General features: G+C 29.8%; 18 protein-coding genes and 2 other annotated features. Of the genes, 2 read left to right on the top strand and 16 right to left on the bottom strand.

From position 1 onward, the window contains the following. Positions 1–8 precede the first annotated feature (8 nt). From EGD97_RS04390 to EGD97_RS04355, 8 genes are all read right to left on the bottom strand, one after another. A complete protein-coding gene (locus EGD97_RS04390) occupies positions 9–851 on the bottom strand; it encodes a fumarate hydratase (protein ID WP_127836557.1) in 843 nt (280 codons plus the stop codon). Positions 852–1,131: 280 nt separating this feature from the next. Then, positions 1,132–2,823, bottom strand: coding sequence for a biosynthetic-type acetolactate synthase large subunit (ilvB, locus tag EGD97_RS04385; RefSeq protein WP_078682236.1), 1,692 nt, complete (start codon positions 2,821–2,823; stop codon positions 1,132–1,134). A gap of 31 nt (positions 2,824–2,854) precedes the next feature. Further along, a complete protein-coding gene (gene leuB, locus EGD97_RS04380) occupies positions 2,855–3,919 on the bottom strand; it encodes a 3-isopropylmalate dehydrogenase (protein ID WP_078682235.1) in 1,065 nt (354 codons plus the stop codon). Next, positions 3,919–4,410 (bottom strand): 3-isopropylmalate dehydratase small subunit, encoded by a 492-nt coding sequence (gene leuD, locus EGD97_RS04375; protein ID WP_078682234.1) that lies wholly within the window; start codon positions 4,408–4,410, stop codon positions 3,919–3,921. The genes leuB and leuD overlap by 1 nt, the downstream gene beginning before the upstream one ends. A 17-nt stretch (positions 4,411–4,427) precedes the next feature. Then, positions 4,428–5,693: a 3-isopropylmalate dehydratase large subunit gene (gene leuC, locus EGD97_RS04370; protein ID WP_127836556.1), complete on the bottom strand. Its 1,266-nt coding sequence runs from the start codon at positions 5,691–5,693 to the stop codon at positions 4,428–4,430. After that, complete coding sequence (cimA, locus tag EGD97_RS04365; protein WP_078682232.1) at positions 5,644–7,293, bottom strand: citramalate synthase; 1,650 nt, start codon at positions 7,291–7,293, stop codon at positions 5,644–5,646. The genes leuC and cimA overlap by 50 nt, the downstream gene beginning before the upstream one ends. A gap of 56 nt (positions 7,294–7,349) precedes the next feature. Then, positions 7,350–8,345, bottom strand: a complete 996-nt coding sequence (ilvC, locus tag EGD97_RS04360; RefSeq protein ID WP_078682231.1) for a ketol-acid reductoisomerase — start codon at positions 8,343–8,345, stop codon at positions 7,350–7,352. A gap of 104 nt (positions 8,346–8,449) precedes the next feature. Then, positions 8,450–8,646: a binding site (T-box leader), on the bottom strand. Between the two features lie 121 nt (positions 8,647–8,767). Next, positions 8,768–10,300, bottom strand: coding sequence for a 2-isopropylmalate synthase (locus EGD97_RS04355; RefSeq protein WP_127836555.1), 1,533 nt, complete (start codon positions 10,298–10,300; stop codon positions 8,768–8,770). Positions 10,301–10,350: 50 nt separating this feature from the next. Next, positions 10,351–10,546, bottom strand: a binding site (T-box leader). A 263-nt stretch (positions 10,547–10,809) separates the two neighbouring features. Between EGD97_RS04355 and EGD97_RS04350 the strand changes: the two genes are divergently transcribed. After that, entirely contained in the window at positions 10,810–12,171 is a 1,362-nt protein-coding gene (locus tag EGD97_RS04350) for an ATP-binding protein (RefSeq protein ID WP_127836554.1), read from the top strand. Positions 12,172–12,487: 316 nt separating this feature from the next. Next, positions 12,488–13,174, top strand: coding sequence for a FadR/GntR family transcriptional regulator (locus EGD97_RS04345; protein WP_078682228.1), 687 nt, complete (start codon positions 12,488–12,490; stop codon positions 13,172–13,174). A gap of 291 nt (positions 13,175–13,465) precedes the next feature. On the opposite strand, the gene ilvD is transcribed toward EGD97_RS04345, so the two are convergent. The 8 genes from ilvD to EGD97_RS04305 form a co-directional block, all read right to left on the bottom strand. Beyond that, a complete protein-coding gene (gene ilvD / locus EGD97_RS04340) occupies positions 13,466–15,136 on the bottom strand; it encodes a dihydroxy-acid dehydratase (RefSeq protein ID WP_078682227.1) in 1,671 nt (556 codons plus the stop codon). 185 nt (positions 15,137–15,321) lie between these two features. Further along, entirely contained in the window at positions 15,322–16,026 is a 705-nt protein-coding gene (cwlD, locus tag EGD97_RS04335; protein WP_078682226.1) for an N-acetylmuramoyl-L-alanine amidase CwlD, read from the bottom strand. Positions 16,027–16,373: 347 nt separating this feature from the next. After that, entirely contained in the window at positions 16,374–16,766 is a 393-nt protein-coding gene (gene rpsI, locus EGD97_RS04330; protein ID WP_078682225.1) for a 30S ribosomal protein S9, read from the bottom strand. 28 nt (positions 16,767–16,794) lie between these two features. Further along, on the bottom strand, positions 16,795–17,229 hold the full coding sequence (gene rplM, locus EGD97_RS04325; protein ID WP_078682224.1) for a 50S ribosomal protein L13: 435 nt from the start codon (positions 17,227–17,229) through the stop codon (positions 16,795–16,797). Positions 17,230–17,366: 137 nt separating this feature from the next. Further along, entirely contained in the window at positions 17,367–18,101 is a 735-nt protein-coding gene (gene truA / locus EGD97_RS04320; RefSeq protein ID WP_078682223.1) for a tRNA pseudouridine(38-40) synthase TruA, read from the bottom strand. 22 nt (positions 18,102–18,123) lie between these two features. After that, positions 18,124–18,924: an energy-coupling factor transporter transmembrane component T family protein gene (locus EGD97_RS04315; RefSeq protein WP_127836553.1), complete on the bottom strand. Its 801-nt coding sequence runs from the start codon at positions 18,922–18,924 to the stop codon at positions 18,124–18,126. Then, complete coding sequence (locus EGD97_RS04310) at positions 18,917–19,780, bottom strand: energy-coupling factor transporter ATPase (protein WP_078682221.1); 864 nt, start codon at positions 19,778–19,780, stop codon at positions 18,917–18,919. Before EGD97_RS04310 ends, EGD97_RS04315 begins: the two co-directional genes overlap by 8 nt. Continuing rightward, complete coding sequence (locus EGD97_RS04305; protein ID WP_078682220.1) at positions 19,765–20,607, bottom strand: energy-coupling factor transporter ATPase; 843 nt, start codon at positions 20,605–20,607, stop codon at positions 19,765–19,767. Before EGD97_RS04305 ends, EGD97_RS04310 begins: the two co-directional genes overlap by 16 nt. Positions 20,608–20,624: the final 17 nt, after the last annotated feature.

Raw genomic sequence — 20,624 nt, 5'->3', positions numbered from 1 at the left:
AACCTCCATTATAATTTTATTTCTTTATGTCTTGTAACATGACAGCTTATATTTACTGCTACTGGAAGACCAGCAATATGAGTTGGATATGTTTCTATGTTTACAGCAAGTGCCGTTGTTCTTCCTCCAAAACCTTGAGGCCCTATGCCTAAAGAATTTATCTTTTCTAAAAGTTCTTCTTCAAGTTCTTTATAAAAAGGATTGCTATTTCTTTCATTAATTGGTCTTAATAAAGATTTTTTTGCCATAATGGCAGCTTTTTCAAAATTCCCCCCTATACCTACTCCCACAATTATAGGAGGACAAGGATTAGGGCCAGCTTCTTTTACAGCTTCAATTATAAATTCTTTAACACCTTTAATTCCGTCTGAAGGCTTTAACATTTTTATTTTACTCATATTTTCAGAACCAAATCCTTTAGGGGAAACAGTTATTTTTAATTCATCTCCTGTAACTATTTCATAATTTATAATTGCAGGTGTATTATCTTTAGTGTTAATCCTATTTAAAGGATCCTTTACTACAGATTTTCTTAAATAACCATCTATATACCCTTGTCTAACTCCTTCATTTATTGCATCTTCAAGACTTCCTCCTATAATATGAACATCTTGTCCCATTTCTATAAAAACACATGTCATTCCAGTATCTTGACAGATAGGCATATTCTCCTTTTTAGCTATATCAGCATTTTCTAATATTTTTTCTAATATTTCTTTTGCAAAAGGCCAATTTTCTTTATTACAAGCTTCTTCTAATTTTTGTTTAATGTCTTCTGATAAAAAATAATTGGCTTCTATACATAAATTTCTAACTGCTTTTGTAATTTCTAAAACATGTATTTCTTTCATTTATTATCCTCCATTTTATATAATATTATTATCTCACAAAAAGACTTATTGTTAAATATTTACAAATATATAATAGAAATTTAAAAATATTATATATTGTATAGTGAAAATTATTTTACAACTTATTGTGAATTAATTATGATATTAAATTTTATAAAAACTAAAAAATATTATTTGCTTTTGTACTTCATTTTATCATAATTATTTATAAATTTTAAAGGCCATCAGCGTATAAATGCTAATGACCTTTATTATATTATATACTAACTTAATAATAGCATTAAATTTCTTCAATGATATTATTAATAGGCTCCCCAGGAGGTACTATTGGAAAAACTTTATCATCACAGTTAATATCGCATTCTATAAGCATAGGTTCATTGCTTTTTAGTCCTTCTATTAATGCACCTTCAATTTGATTATCTTCTTCTATTCTTATAGCTTTTATTTTATATGCTTTTGCTAGATCTACAAAATCTACATCTGGCTGCAGAGTAGTTTCAAAAAATCTGCCATTGTAGAACAAATCCTGCCATTGACGTACCATTCCAAGAGCATGATTATTAAATACAATCTGTATAATAGGAAGTTTATTTCTTGAAATAGTAGCAAGTTCAATAGAATTCATTTTAAAACTTCCATCACCTGCAATATTTATTACTTTAGCATCAGGTCTACCTATTGAAACTCCTATTGCTGCACTTAGTCCATACCCCATAGTACCAAGACCACCAGATGATATGAAAGTTCTAGGTTCTGAATATTTATAAAATTGTGCTGCCCAAATTTGATTTTGCCCTACTTCTGTAGTAATAATTGCTTTTCCATTAGTAAGCTCATACAGCTTTTCTAATACTTTTTTAGGACTTACTCCTCCATTATTTTTATATTTTAAAGGATAATTTTCTTTAAAATATTGTATTTGCTTATTCCATTCACTTTCTTCTTTTTCTTTTACTTCTTTATTAAAAATGTTTAAAATATTCTTTATATCGCCCCAAAGCTCTATATCATTTTCTATTATTTTACCAAATTCTCTTTTATCTATATCAATATGAATGATTTTTGCATTTTTTGCAAAACTTTCTTTATTACTAACAACTCTATCGCTAAATCTTACCCCAATAGCAATAAGTACATCACATTTATTTATAGCAATATTTGAACACTTAGTTCCATGCATTCCTACCATTCCAGTAAAATACGGATGAGTTCCTGGAAAAGCTCCAAGGCCCATAAGAGAACATGTAACAGGTGCTTTTATTTTTTCTGCAAATTCAAGCAATTCTTTATTTGCTCCAGAAATATTTACTCCTCCACCTGCAAAAATCATTGGCATTTCACTTTTATTAATTATTTCAACAGCATCTTTTAATCTTATCCTTAATTCTTCTTTATAATCATCATTATAACAAATATCTTTTTCTGGTTTAAAAGAAATATCTATGCATTTAGGCTCATATTCCATAGTCATAGCTTGTAAATCCTTCGGGATATCTATAAGTACAGGACCCGGGCGTCCAGAGCGAGCAATCTCAAAAGCTTCTCTAACAATTTTGGGGATATCCTCTATATCTTTAACTTGATAATTCTTTTTAGTTATAGATTTTGTTATGTTTATAATATCAACTTCTTGAAAAGAATCTTTGTTTAATAAATCACGAGATACTTGACCCGTAATAACTACAATAGGAACAGAGTCTCTATAAGCTGTTGCAATTCCAGTTACAGTATTAGTAGCCCCTGGACCTGAGGTTGCTATAACAACTCCTACTTTGCCCGTAGCTCTTGCATATCCATCAGCTGCATGTGTTGCCCCCTGCTCATGTGCTGTAATTATATGCTTTATATCTTTTCTATCATATAAAGCATCGTAAATTGGTAATACTGTTCCTCCTGGATATCCAAAAATAACATTAACCTCTTGCTCTTTCAGGCATTCTAATAGCACCTCTGCGCCCTTTAGCTTCATTATATTATAGCCCCCTTTTATTAGAATTTGTCTAAATTTTTTCTACTATTAAATCTCCCATTTTTTCTGTACCAACAACTTTTGTCCCCGCTTCATAAATATCTAATGTACGATATCCTTCATCTAATACTTTTGATACAGCTGATTCTATATCATTTGCTGCATCATCCATATCAAAACTATATCTAAGCATCATAGCAACACTTAAAATTGTAGCAACTGGATTTGCTTTATCCTGTCCAGCAATATCTGGGGCAGAACCATGAATAGGTTCATACAATCCTCTTTTACCTTCTCCAAGACTTGCAGATGGAAGCATACCAAGTGAACCTGTAAGCATTGATGCTTCATCACTTAAAATATCTCCAAATAAATTTTCAGTTAATATTAAATCAAACTGTCTTGGATTTCTTATAAGCTGCATAGCAGCATTATCTACATACATAGTATTAAGCTGTACTTGTGGATATTCTTTAGCAATTTTAAATACAATTTCTCTCCAAAGCCTTGAACTTTCTAAAACATTAGCCTTATCCACTAATGTAAGCTTATTTTTTCTCTTCATTGCTGTTTTAAATGCAACATGAGTAATTCTTTCAATTTCATAAGCTGAATACATCATAGTATCCCAAGCTTTAGGTCCCTCTTCTGTTTCTATTCTCTTTTTTTCTCCAAAATATGCCCCTCCTATTAGCTCACGAATAACCATAATATCGAGTCCATCTCCAAGGACTTCCTCTTTTAAGGTGGAAGCGGATTTTAACTGAGGAAATAATATAGCTGGTCTTAAATTTGCAAAAACTCCAAGAGCTTTTCTTATACCCAAAAGTCCTGCTTCTGGTCTAAGATGTCCAGGAAGAGTATCCCATTTTTCTCCTCCTACAGCCCCTAATAAAACAGCATCACTATTTTTACAAATATTAATAGTTTCTTCAGGTAAAGGTACACCAGTTTTATCTATAGCAATACCTCCCATAAGTACTTCTTCAAACTCAAAAGAACAATTGTATTTTTTAGAAATTGTATTTAAAACTTTTAAAGCTTGTTTTATAACCTCTGGTCCTATTCCATCTCCTGGAATAACAGCAATTTTCATTATTTTTTCACCGCCTTTGCTATATAATTAATCAATCCTTCTGCATTAATAATTTCCTGAATAAAAGGTGGAAAAGGCTCTGCCTGATAAGTTTTATTTTTTGTAATATTTGTAATAATCCCAGTATTTACATCTATAGTAATTTCGTCATTATCTTCTATATCTTGTACAGCTTCAGGACATTCCATAATAGGAAGGCCTGTATTAATAGCATTTCTATAAAAAATTCTAGCAAAGGTTTCTGCTATAACACATCCTATTCCTGATGCTTTAATAGCAATTGGCGCATGCTCTCTTGAAGATCCACAGCCAAAATTTTTTCCAGCAACCATTATATCACCTGGTTTTACTCTACTAGAAAAATTTTTATCTAAATCCTCCATACAATGCATTGCTAGTTCTTTAGGATCACTAGTATTTAAATATCTTGCAGGAATAATTACATCTGTATCTACATTATTTCCATATACAATAGCTTTTCCTTTTAACATTTTATCTCCCGCCTTTCCTACATTCCAAGTTCTTCTGGTGAAGATATTTTTCCAGTTACTGCAGAAGCTGCTGCAACTGCAGGACTTGCTAAATATACTTCACTTTCTGGATGACCCATTCTTCCTACAAAATTTCTATTAGTTGTTGCAACTGCTCTCTCACCTTTAGCTAAAATTCCCATATGACCTCCTAGACAAGGTCCGCAAGTAGGAGTACTTACCGCTGCTCCTGCTTCTACAAAAATTTCTAAAAGCCCTTCTCTCATAGCTTGTAAATAAATTTTTTGTGTTGCTGGGAAAATAATTACCCTTACATTAGGATTTACTTTTCTACCTTTTAAAATTTTAGCAGCAGTTCTCAAATCTTCAATTCTTCCATTAGTACAAGAACCAATTACAACTTGATCTATTTTGATATCTCCAACTTCATCAATAGTTCTTGTATTCTCAGGTAAATGTGGGAAAGCCACTGTAGGCTTAATAGTTGATAAATCTATTTCTATAACTTTAGCATATTCTGCATCTTCATCTGCTTTATAAATTTTATATTCTTTTGTAGAATGAGCTTTTATATATTCAATAGTTTTTTCATCTACATCAAAAATTCCATTTTTAGCTCCAGCTTCAATTGCCATATTTGCCATTGAAAATCTATCGTCCATAGATAAGCTTTTTAGTCCATCACCTGTAAATTCCATAGACTTATAAAGAGCTCCATCCACTCCTATTTCTCCTATTATATGAAGAATAACATCTTTTCCGCTTACCCAAGGATTTAATTCTCCTTTAAGAACGAATTTAATAGCCTCAGGTACCTTAAACCAAGCTTCACCTGTAGCCATCCCTGCTGCCATATCAGTACTTCCTATACCAGTAGAAAAAGCTCCTAACGCTCCATAAGTACAAGTATGAGAATCTGCACCTATAACAACATCACCTGCAACTACTAATCCTTGTTCAGGAATTAAAGCGTGTTCAATCCCCATTTGACCAATTTCAAAATAATTTTTAATTTCCATTTTTCTTGCAAATTCTCTTATACATTTACACTGTTCTGCAGATTTAATATCCTTATTAGGAGTAAAGTGATCTGGAACAATTGCTATTTTTTCTTTATCAAATACATTATTTATTCCTATTTTTTGAAACTCTTTTACCGCAACAGGTGTTGTTACATCATTTCCTAAAACTAAATCTAATTTTGCTTTTATTAATTCTCCTGCTTTTACGCTTTTAAGCCCTGCATGAGCAGCCAGAATTTTCTGTGTCATCGTCATGCCCATTATTATCTCCTCCTTGTTGTTCCATTTCTTTATAAAGAAAATATTCTATAGAATCCACTAAGGCAATCCAGCTTGCTACTATTATATTGCTAGATACTCCTACATTCCCCCAAACATTTTCTCCATCTGTTGACTCAATATGAACTCTTACTTTTGCAGCAGTTGCTTCATTTGACCCAAGTACTCTTACTTTATAATCGGTTAACCTTACTCTTTTAAGAGCAGGATAAAAGCTCTCTAATGCTTTACGAAGTGCTGTATCTATAGCATTTACAGGTCCATCACCTTCTGCAACTGTAAGTTTTTCTAATCCATCAACTTCAACTTTTATTGTAGCTAAAGAATTATACTCTCCATTATATTTTTCCTGACATATTATATTAAAATCTTTAACCGAGAAAAACTCTTTACCTTTCCCCAAAGCTCTCTTTACTAAAAGTATAAAAGAACTTTCTGCTCCTTCAAATTGATAACCTTCATGTTCTAATTTTTTGAGTTTATCAATTATTTCTTGCACTTCTTTTGAATTTTTTGTAACCCAAGGAGCTTCCTTTTGAATTTTTGAAAGAATAGTACTTTTCCCTGAAACTTCTGACATTAATATTTTTCTTTCATTTCCAACTAATTCTGGAGAAATATGTTCAAAAGATTTTGAATTTTTATATACTGCGTCAATATGCATTCCACCTTTATGTGCAAATGCACTATTCCCTACATATGGTAAATGTTCATTGTGAGGTAAGTTTGCAATTTCACTTATATAACGAGATAAAGATGTTAATTCACGTATTTTATCTTCAAATACACAATCTTTTTTCATCTTAAATTTAAGATTAGGAATAATAGTACATAGATTTGCATTCCCACAACGTTCTCCATATCCATTTATTGTACCTTGAACTTGTAGCGCTCCATTTTCTACTGCTACTAGCGTATTAGCAACAGCCATTCCTCCATCTTCATGACAATGAATTCCTATAGGAACATTAAATGTACTTGTAACTTTTTTTACAATTTCAGCTATTTCTGAAGGTAAACTTCCACCATTTGTATCACAAAGAACAACCCAATCTGCCCCTGCTTCTATAGCTGTTTCTATTGTTTTCATTGCATAATTTTCATTTTCTTTATATCCATCAAAGAAATGTTCTGCATCAAAAATAACTTCTTTTCCCTTACTTTTAAGATAATATATAGTATCTTTAATCATACTTAAATTTTCTTCTAAAGAAGTCCTAATAATTTCAGTAACATGGAAATCCCAACTTTTCCCGAATATAGCTACTGCTTTTGTATCTGCCTTTAATAAAGATTGAATGTTGGAATCTTCCTCTACACTTATCCCTGCTCTTCTTGTGCTTCCAAATGCAGTTAGAACGGCATTTTTGAATTGATATTTTCCGACTCTGTAAAAGAATTCTAAATCTTTTGGATTGGAGCCGGGATTCCCGGCTTCAATATAATCTACTCCAAAAGCGTCTAATTGAAGTGCAATTTTTAATTTATCCTCTACAGTAAAAGATATTCCCTCCGATTGTGCACCATCTCTTAAAGTCGTATCGTAAATAAATATTTTATTATTATTTTTTAAATTCCCAATTTTTCACCACTCCTTTATTCTTTTTTATTCTTAAATATATAACCTAAAAATATATTTTATTTATTTGGAATCCAAGACATCATTTTTCTTAATTCTTTGCCTACTTTTTCAATTTGATGTTCTTGTTCTCTTTTTCTAATAGCATTAAATGAAGGACGGTTTGCTTGATTTTCTAAAATCCATTTTCTAGCAAAAGTTCCATCTTGAATTTCTGAAAGTACCTTTTTCATTTCCTTTCTTGTCTCTTCAGTAATTAATCTCTTACCAGTAGAGTAATCTCCATATTCAGCTGTATCACTAATAGAGTATCTCATGTAGCTTAATCCTCCTTGGTTGATTAAGTCTACAATAAGTTTCATTTCATGAAGACATTCAAAATAAGCACTTTCTGGTTGATATCCTGCTTCTACTAAAGTTTCAAAACCTGCTTTTATAAGCTCTGTAACTCCTCCGCAAAGAACTGCCTGTTCTCCGAAAAGATCTGTTTCAGTTTCTTCTTTAAAAGTAGTTTCAAGTACTCCAGCTCTTGTTCCACCTATTCCTTTTGCATAAGCTAAAGCATATTCTTTTGCTTTACCAGAATAATCTTGATATACTGCAATTAAGCAAGGTACTCCTTTTCCTTCTTGATATTGACTTCTTACTGTATGACCAGGTCCTTTTGGTGCTACCATAAATACATCAACAAATGCTGGTGGCTTAATTTGTCCAAAATGAATATTAAATCCATGGGCGAATAGTAAAGATTTTCCTTCAGTTAAATTAGGTTCTATACTATTTTTATAAAGCTCAGCTTGTTTTTCATCTGGTATAAGAATCATAATAAAGTCTGCATATTTTACAGCTTCATCTGTTTTCATAACTTTAAGCCCTGCATCTTCAGCTATCTTCCAAGATTTACTTCCTGTATACAAACCTACAACAACATCTACACCACTATCTTTAAGATTTAATGCATGTGCATGCCCTTGACTTCCATAACCAATTATTGCTACCTTTTTCCCCATTAATAATTCTAAATTTGCATCATAGTCATAATACATTTTTGCCATTTTTTATTCCACCTTTCAAGATTTTATTATTTTTATTTTTTTATGCTAAAACTAATTAAAAATTAAACTATTTTAATTTTTAGGTATAAAAAAACAGACCTCCACCCTGGGGCGAAAAGTCTGTCGCGGTACCACCCAAATTTTTACTCATTTATATAACGGCAACAGCCGGCACAGCTTACTATAAGTTCAGCCTGCAGCTCCGGGGTGATTTTCTGCAACATTTTGTTTACGGGCTTTCACCTTACCCCGCTCTCTTTTAAACAACACTATTGCATACTCTTCCCTTCATAGCTTGTATTTACTTATATTTTTTATTTGTTATTTATTAGTTTAATTTTATGAAAATTATTAATTATTAATTTACTATGTTTAAGTCAAAAAGTCAACATTCTTTTTTCTGAAATTTGAATTATTTTTAATTATTTTGTTGAAATCATTTCTGAATTATTAAGCATTCTATTTATTGCATTTATATATGCTTTTGCACTAGCTTCAATTATATCTATGCTAATTCCTCTGCCTGTAAAAATTTTCCCATTATTTTCAATTCTTACAGAAACTTCTCCTAATGAATCAGTTCCTCCTGTAATTGATTTTAAGAAATAATCTTTTAAGTTTATTTCAAGTCCTACAGCTCTATCTATAGCTTTGAAAACCGCATTAATAGGACCTTCTCCGCAAGCAGCTTCTTCTGATATGCCTTCTTCATTTTTTATTCTTACTGTAGCAGTAGCACTTAAATTATTGCCACTTGAAATATGGAAAGATTCTAATTGGAAAATTTCTTTTTCATGAACTATTTCTTGTCTAATTAATGATTCTATATCTTCATCGCATATTTCCTTTTTTCTATCTGCCAAATCTTTAAATTTTTGAAACGCTTCATTTATTTTTTCTTGACTTAAATTGGTATAGCCTAATTCTTTTAATCTTTGTTCAAAAGCATGAGTTCCTGAATGTTTGCCCAAAACCACTAAACTTTTCTTTAATCCAATGGATTCAGGTGTCATTATTTCATAAGTTTCTCTGCAACTTAATACACCATGTTGATGAATACCTGATTCATGTGCAAAAGCATTTGCACCAACAATAGCTTTATTAGGCTGAATTTGAATTCCAGTAAGCTGTCTTACTAATTCACTTGTATTATGAATTTGCTCTGTAATAATATTGTTTTCAATTTTATCAAATAAATCTTTTCTTGTCTTAAGAATCATTACTAATTCTTCTAAAGCAGCATTTCCAGCTCTTTCTCCAAGCCCATTTATTGCACATTCAACTTGTGTTGCACCATTTTCAATTGCAGCAAGAGAATTAGCTATAGCAAGGCCTAAATCATTATGACAATGTACACTAATAATTGCTTTGTCAATATTTCGAACATTATTTTTAATTGAACGAATAAATTCACCAAACTCATTAGGTATTGCATAACCTACCGTATCTGGTATATTAACTACTGTAGCTCCGGCATCTATTACTGCTTCCAATACTTTATATAAAAATTCAGGATTTGTTCTTGTTCCATCTTCTGGTGAAAATTCCACATCATTGCATAATGACTTAGCATAACTTACCATTTCAGTTGCTCTTTTTAAAACATCCTCTGGAGACATATTTAACTTATATTTCATATGCAAATCTGAAGTTGCAATAAAAGTGTGTATTCTTGGTCTTTCTGCGTATTGTAATGCTTCCCAAGCTCTATCTATATCTTTTTTTACAGCTCTGGCTAAACCTGTAATTATAGGTCTTTTTACATTTTGAGCAATTAATTTTACTGCTTCAAAATCTCCATGACTAGCTATTGGAAAACCTGCTTCAATAACATCTACACCTAATTTATCTAACTGCTTTGCAATTTCAAGTTTTTCTAATTTATTTAAATTCACTCCAGGAGTTTGTTCTCCATCTCTAAGCGTTGTATCAAATATAAAAATCCTATTTCCCATATTCCTCCACACACTCCCTTAAAATTGAAATAAAAAAAGACAGACCTCTTGCTTGGGGCGAGAGTCTGCCGCGGTACCACCCAAATTTTTACTTACTTTAATAACGGCGTAAACCGGCACAGCTTACTATAAGTTCAGCCTGCAACTCTAGGGTGAGTTTCTGCAGCAATTATCTACGGAATTCCACCTTTCTCCGCTCTCTGTGAGATAAAAGCTCTGCATACTTATCCCTATCTTTGTTTTTCACGTATTGAATGAAATAATAATTTTACATGCAGTAATCTGAAGATTGCTACATCATTTTTTTAAATAAGTTTTTGTGTTTATAATAAATAATACTTTTTTTATCTTTGTTTGTCAAGTATAAATTTATATTTTTAAAAAAATTAATCAATTGACACATTTCTAAAATAAGAGTATATTAATTTTAAAATATCAAAAATCATAAAAATCTGAAATTTAAAACTGCATATTTTAAAAATTCATTTTATTTAACTGGAGGAATTTTTATGGAGGAATCTTATACAAATTCTAAAATTAAAAGAACTAAATTAGCTTTTGATTCACTTTCTATATATAGAAATTTATTAGAAAACAAAACTCTTAACAAATTATATGAGCTTTTTGATTATCTAAATCAAGAAAAAATTGATTTATCTTATTTTACTAATCTTTATAATGATTTTTTCCTAAAATTATGCTATAGTTCTAATAAATCTTTAAAAGATCTTGTCATAGAATTAATTCTTTTTGACGAAAATCCATTTTCTTTAAAATTACAGTCGAAAAATAAAGAAGCATATATTTTGCAAAAAACTGTTGAAAAAGATTTGAATAATTTACAAATTATATCATCAATTTCTTCTAGTATGATAAAAACTTATGCATTAGAAATTTTTAATAATATTGAATTTAGTTATGAAACAATAAAAAATCTTCCGGATTGGGAAACAGAATATAAGGATTTATCTGAAAATGAACAATATCCAAATCATTATAAATCAATGAGAAAGTATTTATATGATTGTAACAGGTGGAATGAATGCATTAAATATTTAATAGAATATTATGAAAAATATGGCTGCGGTATATTTAGCCGTTATAGAGCGTTTGTTTGGGAAAATTCAGGGTATGAAAGAAATTTTAAACCAATTTATGAGTTTGACACAATTTCTCTTTCAGATTTTATTGGATATGAATTAGAACGTTCAAAAATCATAGAAAATACATTACAGTTTTTAAAAGGTTTTAGTGCAAATAATGTTCTTTTATATGGAGATAGAGGTACAGGAAAGTCTTCAACAGTAAAAGCTCTTTTAAATGAATATCACAATCAAGGGTTAAGAATAATAGAAATACCTAAATCTTATCTTACAGATTTTCCTCTTATTTTAAGAGCCGTAAGAAATAGACCTCAAAAATTTATTATTTTTATAGATGACTTATCATTTAAAGAAGATGATGAAAATTATACTGCATTAAAAGCCTTACTTGAAGGAGGTTTAGAAAATAAACCAAATAATGTTTTAATTTATGCTACATCAAACAGAAGACATTTAATAAAAGAGACTTTTAATGATAGAAATGGTCTTTCATCATCTAATACAAATGAAGAAATACATGCAGCAGATACTATTCAAGAAAAACTATCTCTTGCAGATAGATTTGGCATAACAGTAGTATTTTCTGCTCCAGATAAAAATCAATACTTAAAAATAGTAAATGGTATTGCAACAAAAAGAAATATTTCAATAAATAAAGAAGAACTATGCAAAGAAGCTTTAAAATGGGAGCTCTCATACAATGGACGTTCACCAAGAACAGCTCGTCAATTTATTGATTGGTTAGAAGGTCATAAAAATTTATATTAAACTAAAACCATGCTATTTATGCATGGTTTTTATTTATATAAAAATAAAGATATTTTCATAATATAATTAACTTTCAATAAGCTGTAAATTAATTTATACTATACAATTTATAGTGTTTCTAAATTTCTATTATATCTATATATAATAAAATGGTCGACATTTAATAAAAATGTTTTTTGTAAGACAATATTTCTATATAAGCTTAAAAATTACATTATAAAATTCATATGTTGCATTAAATTATTTATTATTTTATTGAAAAATATTAATGCTTATTGTATTCTTTAAGTATTTAATAAAAGGAGATGTTGTTTTTATGTCTAAAAGGGAAAAAATTTTAGCAGAAACTATTGCTGATGACATACTTGCAATGATTACAATAGATAAAAAATTCGCCCCAGGAGATAAACTCCCCAATGAAAATGAGCTTTCTTCTGAACTTGGTGTAAGTAGAACTACATTAAGAGAAGCCATACGCATTTTAGTTGCTCACAATGTATTAGAAATTAAAAGAGGCAAAGGTACTTTTATCACTAACAATCCAAATTTTTATGAGCATTTTAATTTGTCAGAACTTTCTAGTATAAGACTTAATATAAAAGATTTATATGAAATGAGACTTATATTTGAACCTAAAATAGCCTATTATGCAGCAAAGCGGGCTACTGATAAAGATTTAGAACGAATTATTTATTATGGAAAACTTGAAGAAGAAAAAATTTTAAAAAACGAAGATAGAACAGAGGTTGAGCAAGCATTTCATAATTCTATTGCTAAAGCAACTCATAATGAATTTATGGATAAACTTATGCCTATTATTTATAAAGCTATTTATAAAGGTGTAATTTTATCCGAAGATAACCCCATACTAATACAAGATACAATTAATGATCATAAAATGGTTATGGATTTTCTCTCTAAAAAAGATGCTCAAGGAGCTGAAACCGCTATGAAACTTCATATTATCCATGCCATGAGAGGATTAGGAATTGATAATGAATAAAAACTAAATTTCCCAAATAAAAATTAATTTTTATTTATAGAATAAATAAAATATGGTTCATAAACTAATTTTTTATAAAAATATTTAATATTAAAATAGCCATAAATCAAAAGTATTTTCGTTAAACTTAACTAACGCTTAAACAAACGAAAAATATTATAGATTTATGGCTATTATTTTATAATATTAAACTAAATGTGTTATAATACTAATTAATATATTATTGAAAAAGGTTAAAAAATTTATATGCTTTAGTAAATTTTCATTTATATTATTTCTTATTTATATTATTTATCTTTTAGGGATTTCTAAAACAGCACCTCTATTCCCTGATGTTACTAGTTCAGCATATCTTGAAAGATACCCAGTTGTAATTTTAGGCTCTCTAGGTTTCCAATTAGCTCTTCTTCTTTCTAATTCCTCATCACTTACAAGAAAATTAATTGTATTAGCTGTAATATCTATTTGAATTATATCTCCTTCTTCAACTAATGCAATATTTCCTCCAACAGCTGCCTCTGGAGAAACATGGCCAATTGCAGCACCTCTAGTAGCACCACTAAAACGTCCATCTGTTATAAGAGCTACTGAACTCCCTAATCCTCTTCCTATAATTGCTGAAGTTGGATTAAGCATTTCTCTCATTCCAGGGCCTCCTTTAGGACCTTCATACCTTATCACAACAACATCTCCGGCAACTATTTTCCCTGAATTTATAGCATCTAGGGCATCTTCTTCGCAATCAAATACTCTTGCTGGTCCTTCATGTTTTAACATTTCAGGTGCAACAGCAGAACGTTTAACTACACATGAATCTGGTGCAAGATTTCCTCTAAGGACTGCTATTCCTCCAGTTTCACTATAAGGGTTATCAACAGGTCTAATTACTTCAGTATTTTTGTTATAACAACCTTTGATATTTTCAGCAATAGTTTTTCCAGTACATGTAATTAAATCTGTTTTTAATAAACCAAGTTTATTTATTTCATTCATAACTGCATAAATTCCACCAGCTTCATGTAAATCTTCAATGTATGTATTCCCTGCAGGGGCAAGATGACAAAGATTTGGTGTTTTTGAACTTATTTCGTTAGCTAAATCAATATTTAATTCAACTCCTGCTTCATGGGCAATTGCTGGCAAATGAAGCATACTATTTGTACTGCATCCAAGAGCCATATCCATAGTTAATGCATTTTTAAATGCATCTTCTGTCATAATATCCCTTGGTCTTATATCTTTCTCAAGTAATTCCATAATTTTCATACCTGTATGTTTTGCCAGCTTAATTCTTTCTGAATAAACTGCTGGAATAGTACCATTACCTTGTAATGCCATTCCAAGAACTTCTGTTAAGCAATTCATACTATTTGCTGTATACATTCCAGAACAAGAACCACATGTTGGGCAAGCCTTATTCTCAAATTCTTCAAGTTTTTCTTCTGTAATTTTTCCTGCATTAAAAGCTCCAACTGCTTCAAACATACTTGAAAGACTTGTTTTACAGCCATCTACTTTCCCAGCGAGCATAGGGCCTCCGCTTACAAAAATTGTTGGAATATTAATTCTTGCTGCTGCCATTAAAAGTCCCGGCACATTTTTGTCACAATTAGGAACCATTACAAGAGCATCAAATGCATGTGCCATAGCCATTGCTTCAGTTGAATCTGCAATAAGCTCTCTTGTAACAAGTGAATATTTCATACCTTGATGTCCCATTGCTATACCATCACAAACAGCAATTGCAGGAAAAACAATAGGTGTACCTCCGGCCATTGCTACTCCAATTTTAACTGCTTCTACAATTTTGTCTAGATTCATATGACCTGGTACTATATCATTTTGTGAACTTACAATACCTATAAGCGGCCTATCCATTTCTTCTTTAGTAAGCCCTAAAGCATTTAATAAAGAACGATGTGGTGCGCTTTTGCTACCTTTTTTTATTGCATCACTTCTCATAACTATACCACCTTTTTATATATTTAATCGCTCAAAATAGTTGTCTAACATTATTTTACGTTGTATGATGTCTATTGTCAATTAAATTATCTTTAATACAATCTAAAATTTTTTAATTTTTTAATTTTTCTATAAATTAATTGTAAAAAACGACATATTCCCTGGGAAATATGTCGTTTTTATAATTACATATTTTCTTTTTTAAAATACTCATTTATTGATTTTACTAAAGATTCTACAATTTTTTCTTGATAATTTTCATCTAAAAGTCTCTTTTCTTCTTCATAGTTTGATAAAAAACCACATTCTACTAAAATTGATGGCATTTTATCACTGCAAGATAAAATTTTATAATTATTTTTTGCAGGTTTTTCTACTCTTTTATTATCATGATTTAAATCTATTTTTAAATTTTCCTGTACTATATGAGCCAATGTACTGCTTTTTTCATTATTAGAATACCATACTTGTGCACCATAATATTTCTCTTGTGGAAAATGATTTTGATGTATACTTATAAATAAATCTGCATTGGACTCTTCTTTTATTTTACATCTATTTTCCATATCTTGTGCTTTTTTAGTAGTATTTCTTTTTCCTTCTTCTATAAGTGCTTTATCTGTTTCTCTAATCATAACAACTTTGTATCCATTTTTTATTAAAGCATCTTTTAGTTTAAGACTTATAGCTAAATTAATATCTTTTTCTTTTATTCCTGTTTTACCTATTGCTCCGCCATCATATCCACCATGTCCTGCATCTATAAGAATAGTTTTCTTATCATTTGTACCTTTATTTCGTGCTGATACTGGTAATATACTATATATAGCTAAAATTACTGCAAAAAAAGCAATTATGCCCAATTTACCTTTTATTTTTTGTATAATCATCAAAAATACCTCCTTTAAAATTTTGTTCAAGAGAAATATTTTTAATGAATAGATTTATTGCATAGATAATTTTATTGTTTTTAATGTATTTGTTCATTTCTTATATGAGTTTTATTATTTTCCTTATTTATTATAAGAACATAAAACTTACTACTTTTATAAGGTTTTTTATTTAGATTTAATTTAAAACCTTTATTATAGTTTTGACTAAATTTATTTTTTTAAATTATAAAATTTTTGGTAATTTTTTTGAAATAAAAAAACGCCAGAGGCTCTTCCCCTGACGTTTGTATCTTCTTTGAGCAAATTTTGAAATTCCAAGCGTACTTTCTTGGAAAAAGATATTTTTATCTCTTTGAGAATTGTGGTGCTCTTCTAGCTTTCTTAAGACCGTATTTCTTTCTTTCTTTCATTCTTGGATCTCTTGTTAAGAAACCAGCTTTCTTAAGTTCTGGTCTAAGATTTTCATCAGCTTTAACTAATGCTCTAGCTATTCCATGTCTAATAGCACCAGCTTGACCTGTATATCCTCCACCATTAACATTTACTATAACATCAAATTTTTCTTTAGTTCCAGTTAATACTAATGGCTGATTAACTATAAATCTTAAAGTTTCTAATCCAAAATAATTTTCTATATCTCTTTTATTAATTGTTATTTTACCTTCACCTGGTACAAGTCTAACTCTAGCGACTGATTTTTTTCTTCTTCCAGTTCCTATATACTGAACTTTAGCCATTTTAAATCCTCCCTCCTGCTTCCAATAACTAGTACTTTAACTCAAGTACTTCTGGTTTTTGTGCTGCATGTTCATGTTCAGCACCTCTATATACTTTTAATTTGCTAAGCATATCTCTTCCTAATGGTCCACTTGGAAGCATTCTTCTTACTGCTTCTTTGAAAGCATATTCAGGTTTCTTTGCTAAAACTTCTCTATATGGAGTTTCTTTTAATCCACCTGGATATAATGAGTGATGTCTCATCATTTTTTGATCAAGTTTCTTTCCTGTTAAAACAACTTTTTCAGCATTAATAACTATTACGAAATCTCCAGTATCAACATTTGGTGTAAATATTGGTTTGTGTTTTCCTCTTAAAATTGTAGCAACTTGGCTTGCAACTCTTCCTAGTGGTTTCCCTGCTGCATCAATTACATACCATTTTCTTTCAATTTCATTCTTTTTTGCTAAGTATGATTTCATCTTTTTCCCTCCCTGAACTCTACATAAAAAACGTTTATCTATGTCAAGACCCGGGGCTAGTGGATCTTATACACTACATAATACAACATTATTCATTATAATACATTCGACCTGGTGTGTCAATAAATTTCCTTTATTTAATAATAGACAAATTCAAGACATAATCCACTTGCCGGAACTGTTTTCGAAGCTCTTTTTCTATCTTTAGATTTTATTATTTCTAACACATATTCTGGATTTATTTTATGAATACCTACATCAATTAAAGTACCTACTATTATTCTTACCATATTATACAAAAACCCATCAGCTTCAATATAAAAAATTATTTTATCTGCATTTACTTTGAAATAAGCTTTTTGTATAGTCCTTATAGTGTTTTTTACTGAACTTCCTGAACTTTTAAAAGCCGCAAAATCATGTGTGCCTAAAAAAAATTTACAAGCTTTATTCATTGCTTCAACATCTAGTTTTCTTTTATAATGATAAACATAATTTCTGCCTATAGCAGCTGGCTCTTCTTTATTTAATATGGTATAGCTATAAAGTTTTCCTTTACTTGAATACCTAGAATGAAAGTCTAAAGAAACTTCTTCTGAATTTATTATTACAATATCAGAAGGAAGATTACTGTTTAAAGCAGCTTTAAAATTTTTATAAGGTATTTTACTTTCTGTTTTAAAATTAGCAACAAATCTTCTTGCATGTACTCCAGCATCAGTTCTGCTGCATCCTATAACTTCAATATCTTCACCTGTTATTTTTTTTAATGTTTCTTGAAGTTTTCCTTGAACACTTGTAGCATTTTTTTGTATTTGCCAGCCAGAATAATTTGTTCCATCATACTCTATTACGAGCTTTATATTTCTCATATTTTTACCTCATAAAAAATTATTAGCTTCTACTAAAAATACATAATAATACATACAAAACAGTGAAACTACTTGCTATATAATCTCTATTTTCTAACTTTAATACCTTCATCCTTGTTCTTCCTTCTCCACCTCTATAACATCTTGCTTCCATAGCCATAGCAAGTTCATCTGCTCTTCTAAATGAACTTATAAATAAAGGTACTAATAATGGAATTAAATTTTTAGCCCTAGCAAATAAGTTTCCGCTTTCAAAATCGGCTCCCCTTGCCATTTGAGCTTTCATAATTTTATCAGTTTCATCCATAAGAGTTGGAATAAACCTTAAAGCTATAGTCATCATCATTGCTAATTCATGAGAAGGTATACCTATCTTTCTAAAAGGATTTAATAATTTCTCTATACCATCTGTTAGTTCAATTGGAGAAGTTGTCAATGTTAATAGTGATGTTCCTATTATAAGGAAAGTAAGCCTTATTATCATAAAAGCTGCTAGTATAAGTCCTTCTTTATATATTTTTATAAATTTCCAATGAATTAAAGGTGTGCCTTCACCAGTTGTCATAAATATATTTATAAAAGCGGTAAATATAAGTAATATGAATATTGGTTTTAATCCTTTGTATATAAATTTAAAAGGAACTTTTGATATTATTATAGTGGTTGCAATAAATGCAACTACAAATATATATCCTTTAAAATTATTTATTATAAAAAGAGAAGATATAAAAATTATAGAAATTATTATTTTAATTCTTGGATCAAGCTTATGTACAAATGATTCACCAGGTATATATTGTCCTAGAGTAATATCCTTAATCATTTTTTGCTCTCCTTAAAATCTTTAATATTTCATTTTTAGCTTGATTTATGGTAAATGCATCTTCTGATATATCAAAGCCTTTTTCCTTAAGAGCTTTCATTAAATACGTAACTTGTGGGACTGCTAAGCCAACACTTTCTAAAGTATCTATTTCTTTAAATATTTTTTCTGGTTTCCCATCAAGTATACATTTACCTTTATGCATAACTAATATTCTATCAGCAACTTTAGCTACATCTTCCATACTGTGAGAAACTAAAATTACTGTCATTTTATACTCTTTATGAAGTAACTTTACCTGGTTTAATATATCATCTCTTCCTTTTGGATCTAATCCAGCAGTTGGCTCATCTAAAATAAGTACATTAGGTTCCATAGCAACAACTCCTGCTATGGCAACTCTCCTTTTTTGACCTCCGCTTAAATCAAATGGAGATTTGTTTTTATAAGTTTCATAATCAAGTCCAACCATATTCATAGCTCTTTTTACCCTATTATTTATTTCTTCTTCACTTAAGCCTAAATTTTTAGGACCAAAAGCTATATCTTTTTCTATAGTTTCTTCAAAAAGTTGATATTCTGGATATTGAAAAACAAGTCCTACTTTTTTTCTTATTTCACTAAGTTTTATATTCTTACTTGTAATGTCTATGTCATCTATAAATATTTTACCATTGTCAGGTTTTAATAATCCATTTATATGTTGTATTAAAGTAGATTTCCCTGAACCAGTATGACCTATAAGTGCAATAAACTCACCATCATTTATTTTAATAGATACATTATCTAAAGCTTTTTTTTCAAAGGGAGAACCTTTCATATATATATGTGTTATATTCTCTATATTAATTGACATAATGCTTCCACCATTTCTTCTATAGTTAATATGTTAGTATCAATTTTAATACCACTCTTTTGTAATTCATAAGCTAATTCAGTAACTTGTGGGACATCTAATCCAATATTTTTCATTACTGAAACTTTACTAAATATATCTCTCGGAGTCCCTTCCATTATTAAGCTTCCTTTGTCCATTACAATTATTCTATCAGCTTCTGCAGCTTCTTCCATAAAGTGAGTTATAAGCACTATAGTAATACCATAAATTTTATTTATTTCTTTAATAGTTTTTATTACTTCTTTTCTTCCAGATGGATCAAGCATTGCAGTAGGTTCATCAAAAACAATACATTCTGGTCTCATAGCTAATATACCAGCTATAGCAATCCTCTGTTTTTGACCTCCTGATAAAAGATGAGGAGCATGTTTTCTATATTCATACATATCTACTGTTTTAAGAGCATCATTTACTCTTTTCCTTATTTCACTTGGTTCTATACCCAAATTTTCTGGTCCAAAAGCTACATCTTCTTCAACAATAGTTGCCACTATTTGGTTATCTGGATTTTGAAACACCATACCAGCTTTATTTCTTATATTCCATAAATTATTTGGATCTGATGTATCTAATCCATCTACATATACTTTGCCAGAAGTAGGAAGAAGTAAAGCATTAATATGCTTAGCTAATGTTGATTTTCCAGAACCATTTCGTCCTAATATTACAAGAAATTCACCTTTTTTTATGTTTATATCTATATTATTTATTGCAATTTTACCATTTTCTTCTTCTGTCCCTGCGTATTGGTATTTAAGCTCCCTGCACTCTACCATATTTCCCATAATAAAACACCTCTATT

Origin of the sequence: Clostridium prolinivorans (genome assembly GCF_004011155.1) — a bacterium.
In the GTDB taxonomy this organism is placed as follows: Bacteria; Bacillota; Clostridia; order Clostridiales; family Clostridiaceae; genus Clostridium_AT; species Clostridium_AT prolinivorans.
Note: the sequence above shows the minus strand (reverse complement) of the source record. Positions and strands in the feature narration are given on the sequence as shown.

Coding starts and splice junctions, on each gene's coding strand:
- EGD97_RS04390 (WP_127836557.1), bottom strand. CDS start 851: ATGAAAGAAATACATGTTTTAGAAATTACAAAAGCAGTTAGAAATTTA.
- ilvB (WP_078682236.1), bottom strand. CDS start 2,823: ATGAAGCTAAAGGGCGCAGAGGTGCTATTAGAATGCCTGAAAGAGCAA.
- leuB (WP_078682235.1), bottom strand. CDS start 3,919: ATGAAAATTGCTGTTATTCCAGGAGATGGAATAGGACCAGAGGTTATA.
- leuD (WP_078682234.1), bottom strand. CDS start 4,410: ATGTTAAAAGGAAAAGCTATTGTATATGGAAATAATGTAGATACAGAT.
- leuC (WP_127836556.1), bottom strand. CDS start 5,693: ATGGGCATGACGATGACACAGAAAATTCTGGCTGCTCATGCAGGGCTT.
- ilvC (WP_078682231.1), bottom strand. CDS start 8,345: ATGGCAAAAATGTATTATGACTATGATGCAAATTTAGAATTATTAATG.
- EGD97_RS04355 (WP_127836555.1), bottom strand. CDS start 10,300: ATGGGAAATAGGATTTTTATATTTGATACAACGCTTAGAGATGGAGAA.
- EGD97_RS04350 (WP_127836554.1), top strand. CDS start 10,810: ATGGAGGAATCTTATACAAATTCTAAAATTAAAAGAACTAAATTAGCT.
- EGD97_RS04345 (WP_078682228.1), top strand. CDS start 12,488: ATGTCTAAAAGGGAAAAAATTTTAGCAGAAACTATTGCTGATGACATA.
- ilvD (WP_078682227.1), bottom strand. CDS start 15,136: ATGAGAAGTGATGCAATAAAAAAAGGTAGCAAAAGCGCACCACATCGT.
- cwlD (WP_078682226.1), bottom strand. CDS start 16,026: ATGATTATACAAAAAATAAAAGGTAAATTGGGCATAATTGCTTTTTTT.
- rpsI (WP_078682225.1), bottom strand. CDS start 16,766: ATGGCTAAAGTTCAGTATATAGGAACTGGAAGAAGAAAAAAATCAGTC.
- rplM (WP_078682224.1), bottom strand. CDS start 17,229: ATGAAATCATACTTAGCAAAAAAGAATGAAATTGAAAGAAAATGGTAT.
- truA (WP_078682223.1), bottom strand. CDS start 18,101: ATGAGAAATATAAAGCTCGTAATAGAGTATGATGGAACAAATTATTCT.
- EGD97_RS04315 (WP_127836553.1), bottom strand. CDS start 18,924: ATGATTAAGGATATTACTCTAGGACAATATATACCTGGTGAATCATTT.
- EGD97_RS04310 (WP_078682221.1), bottom strand. CDS start 19,780: ATGTCAATTAATATAGAGAATATAACACATATATATATGAAAGGTTCT.
- EGD97_RS04305 (WP_078682220.1), bottom strand. CDS start 20,607: ATGGGAAATATGGTAGAGTGCAGGGAGCTTAAATACCAATACGCAGGG.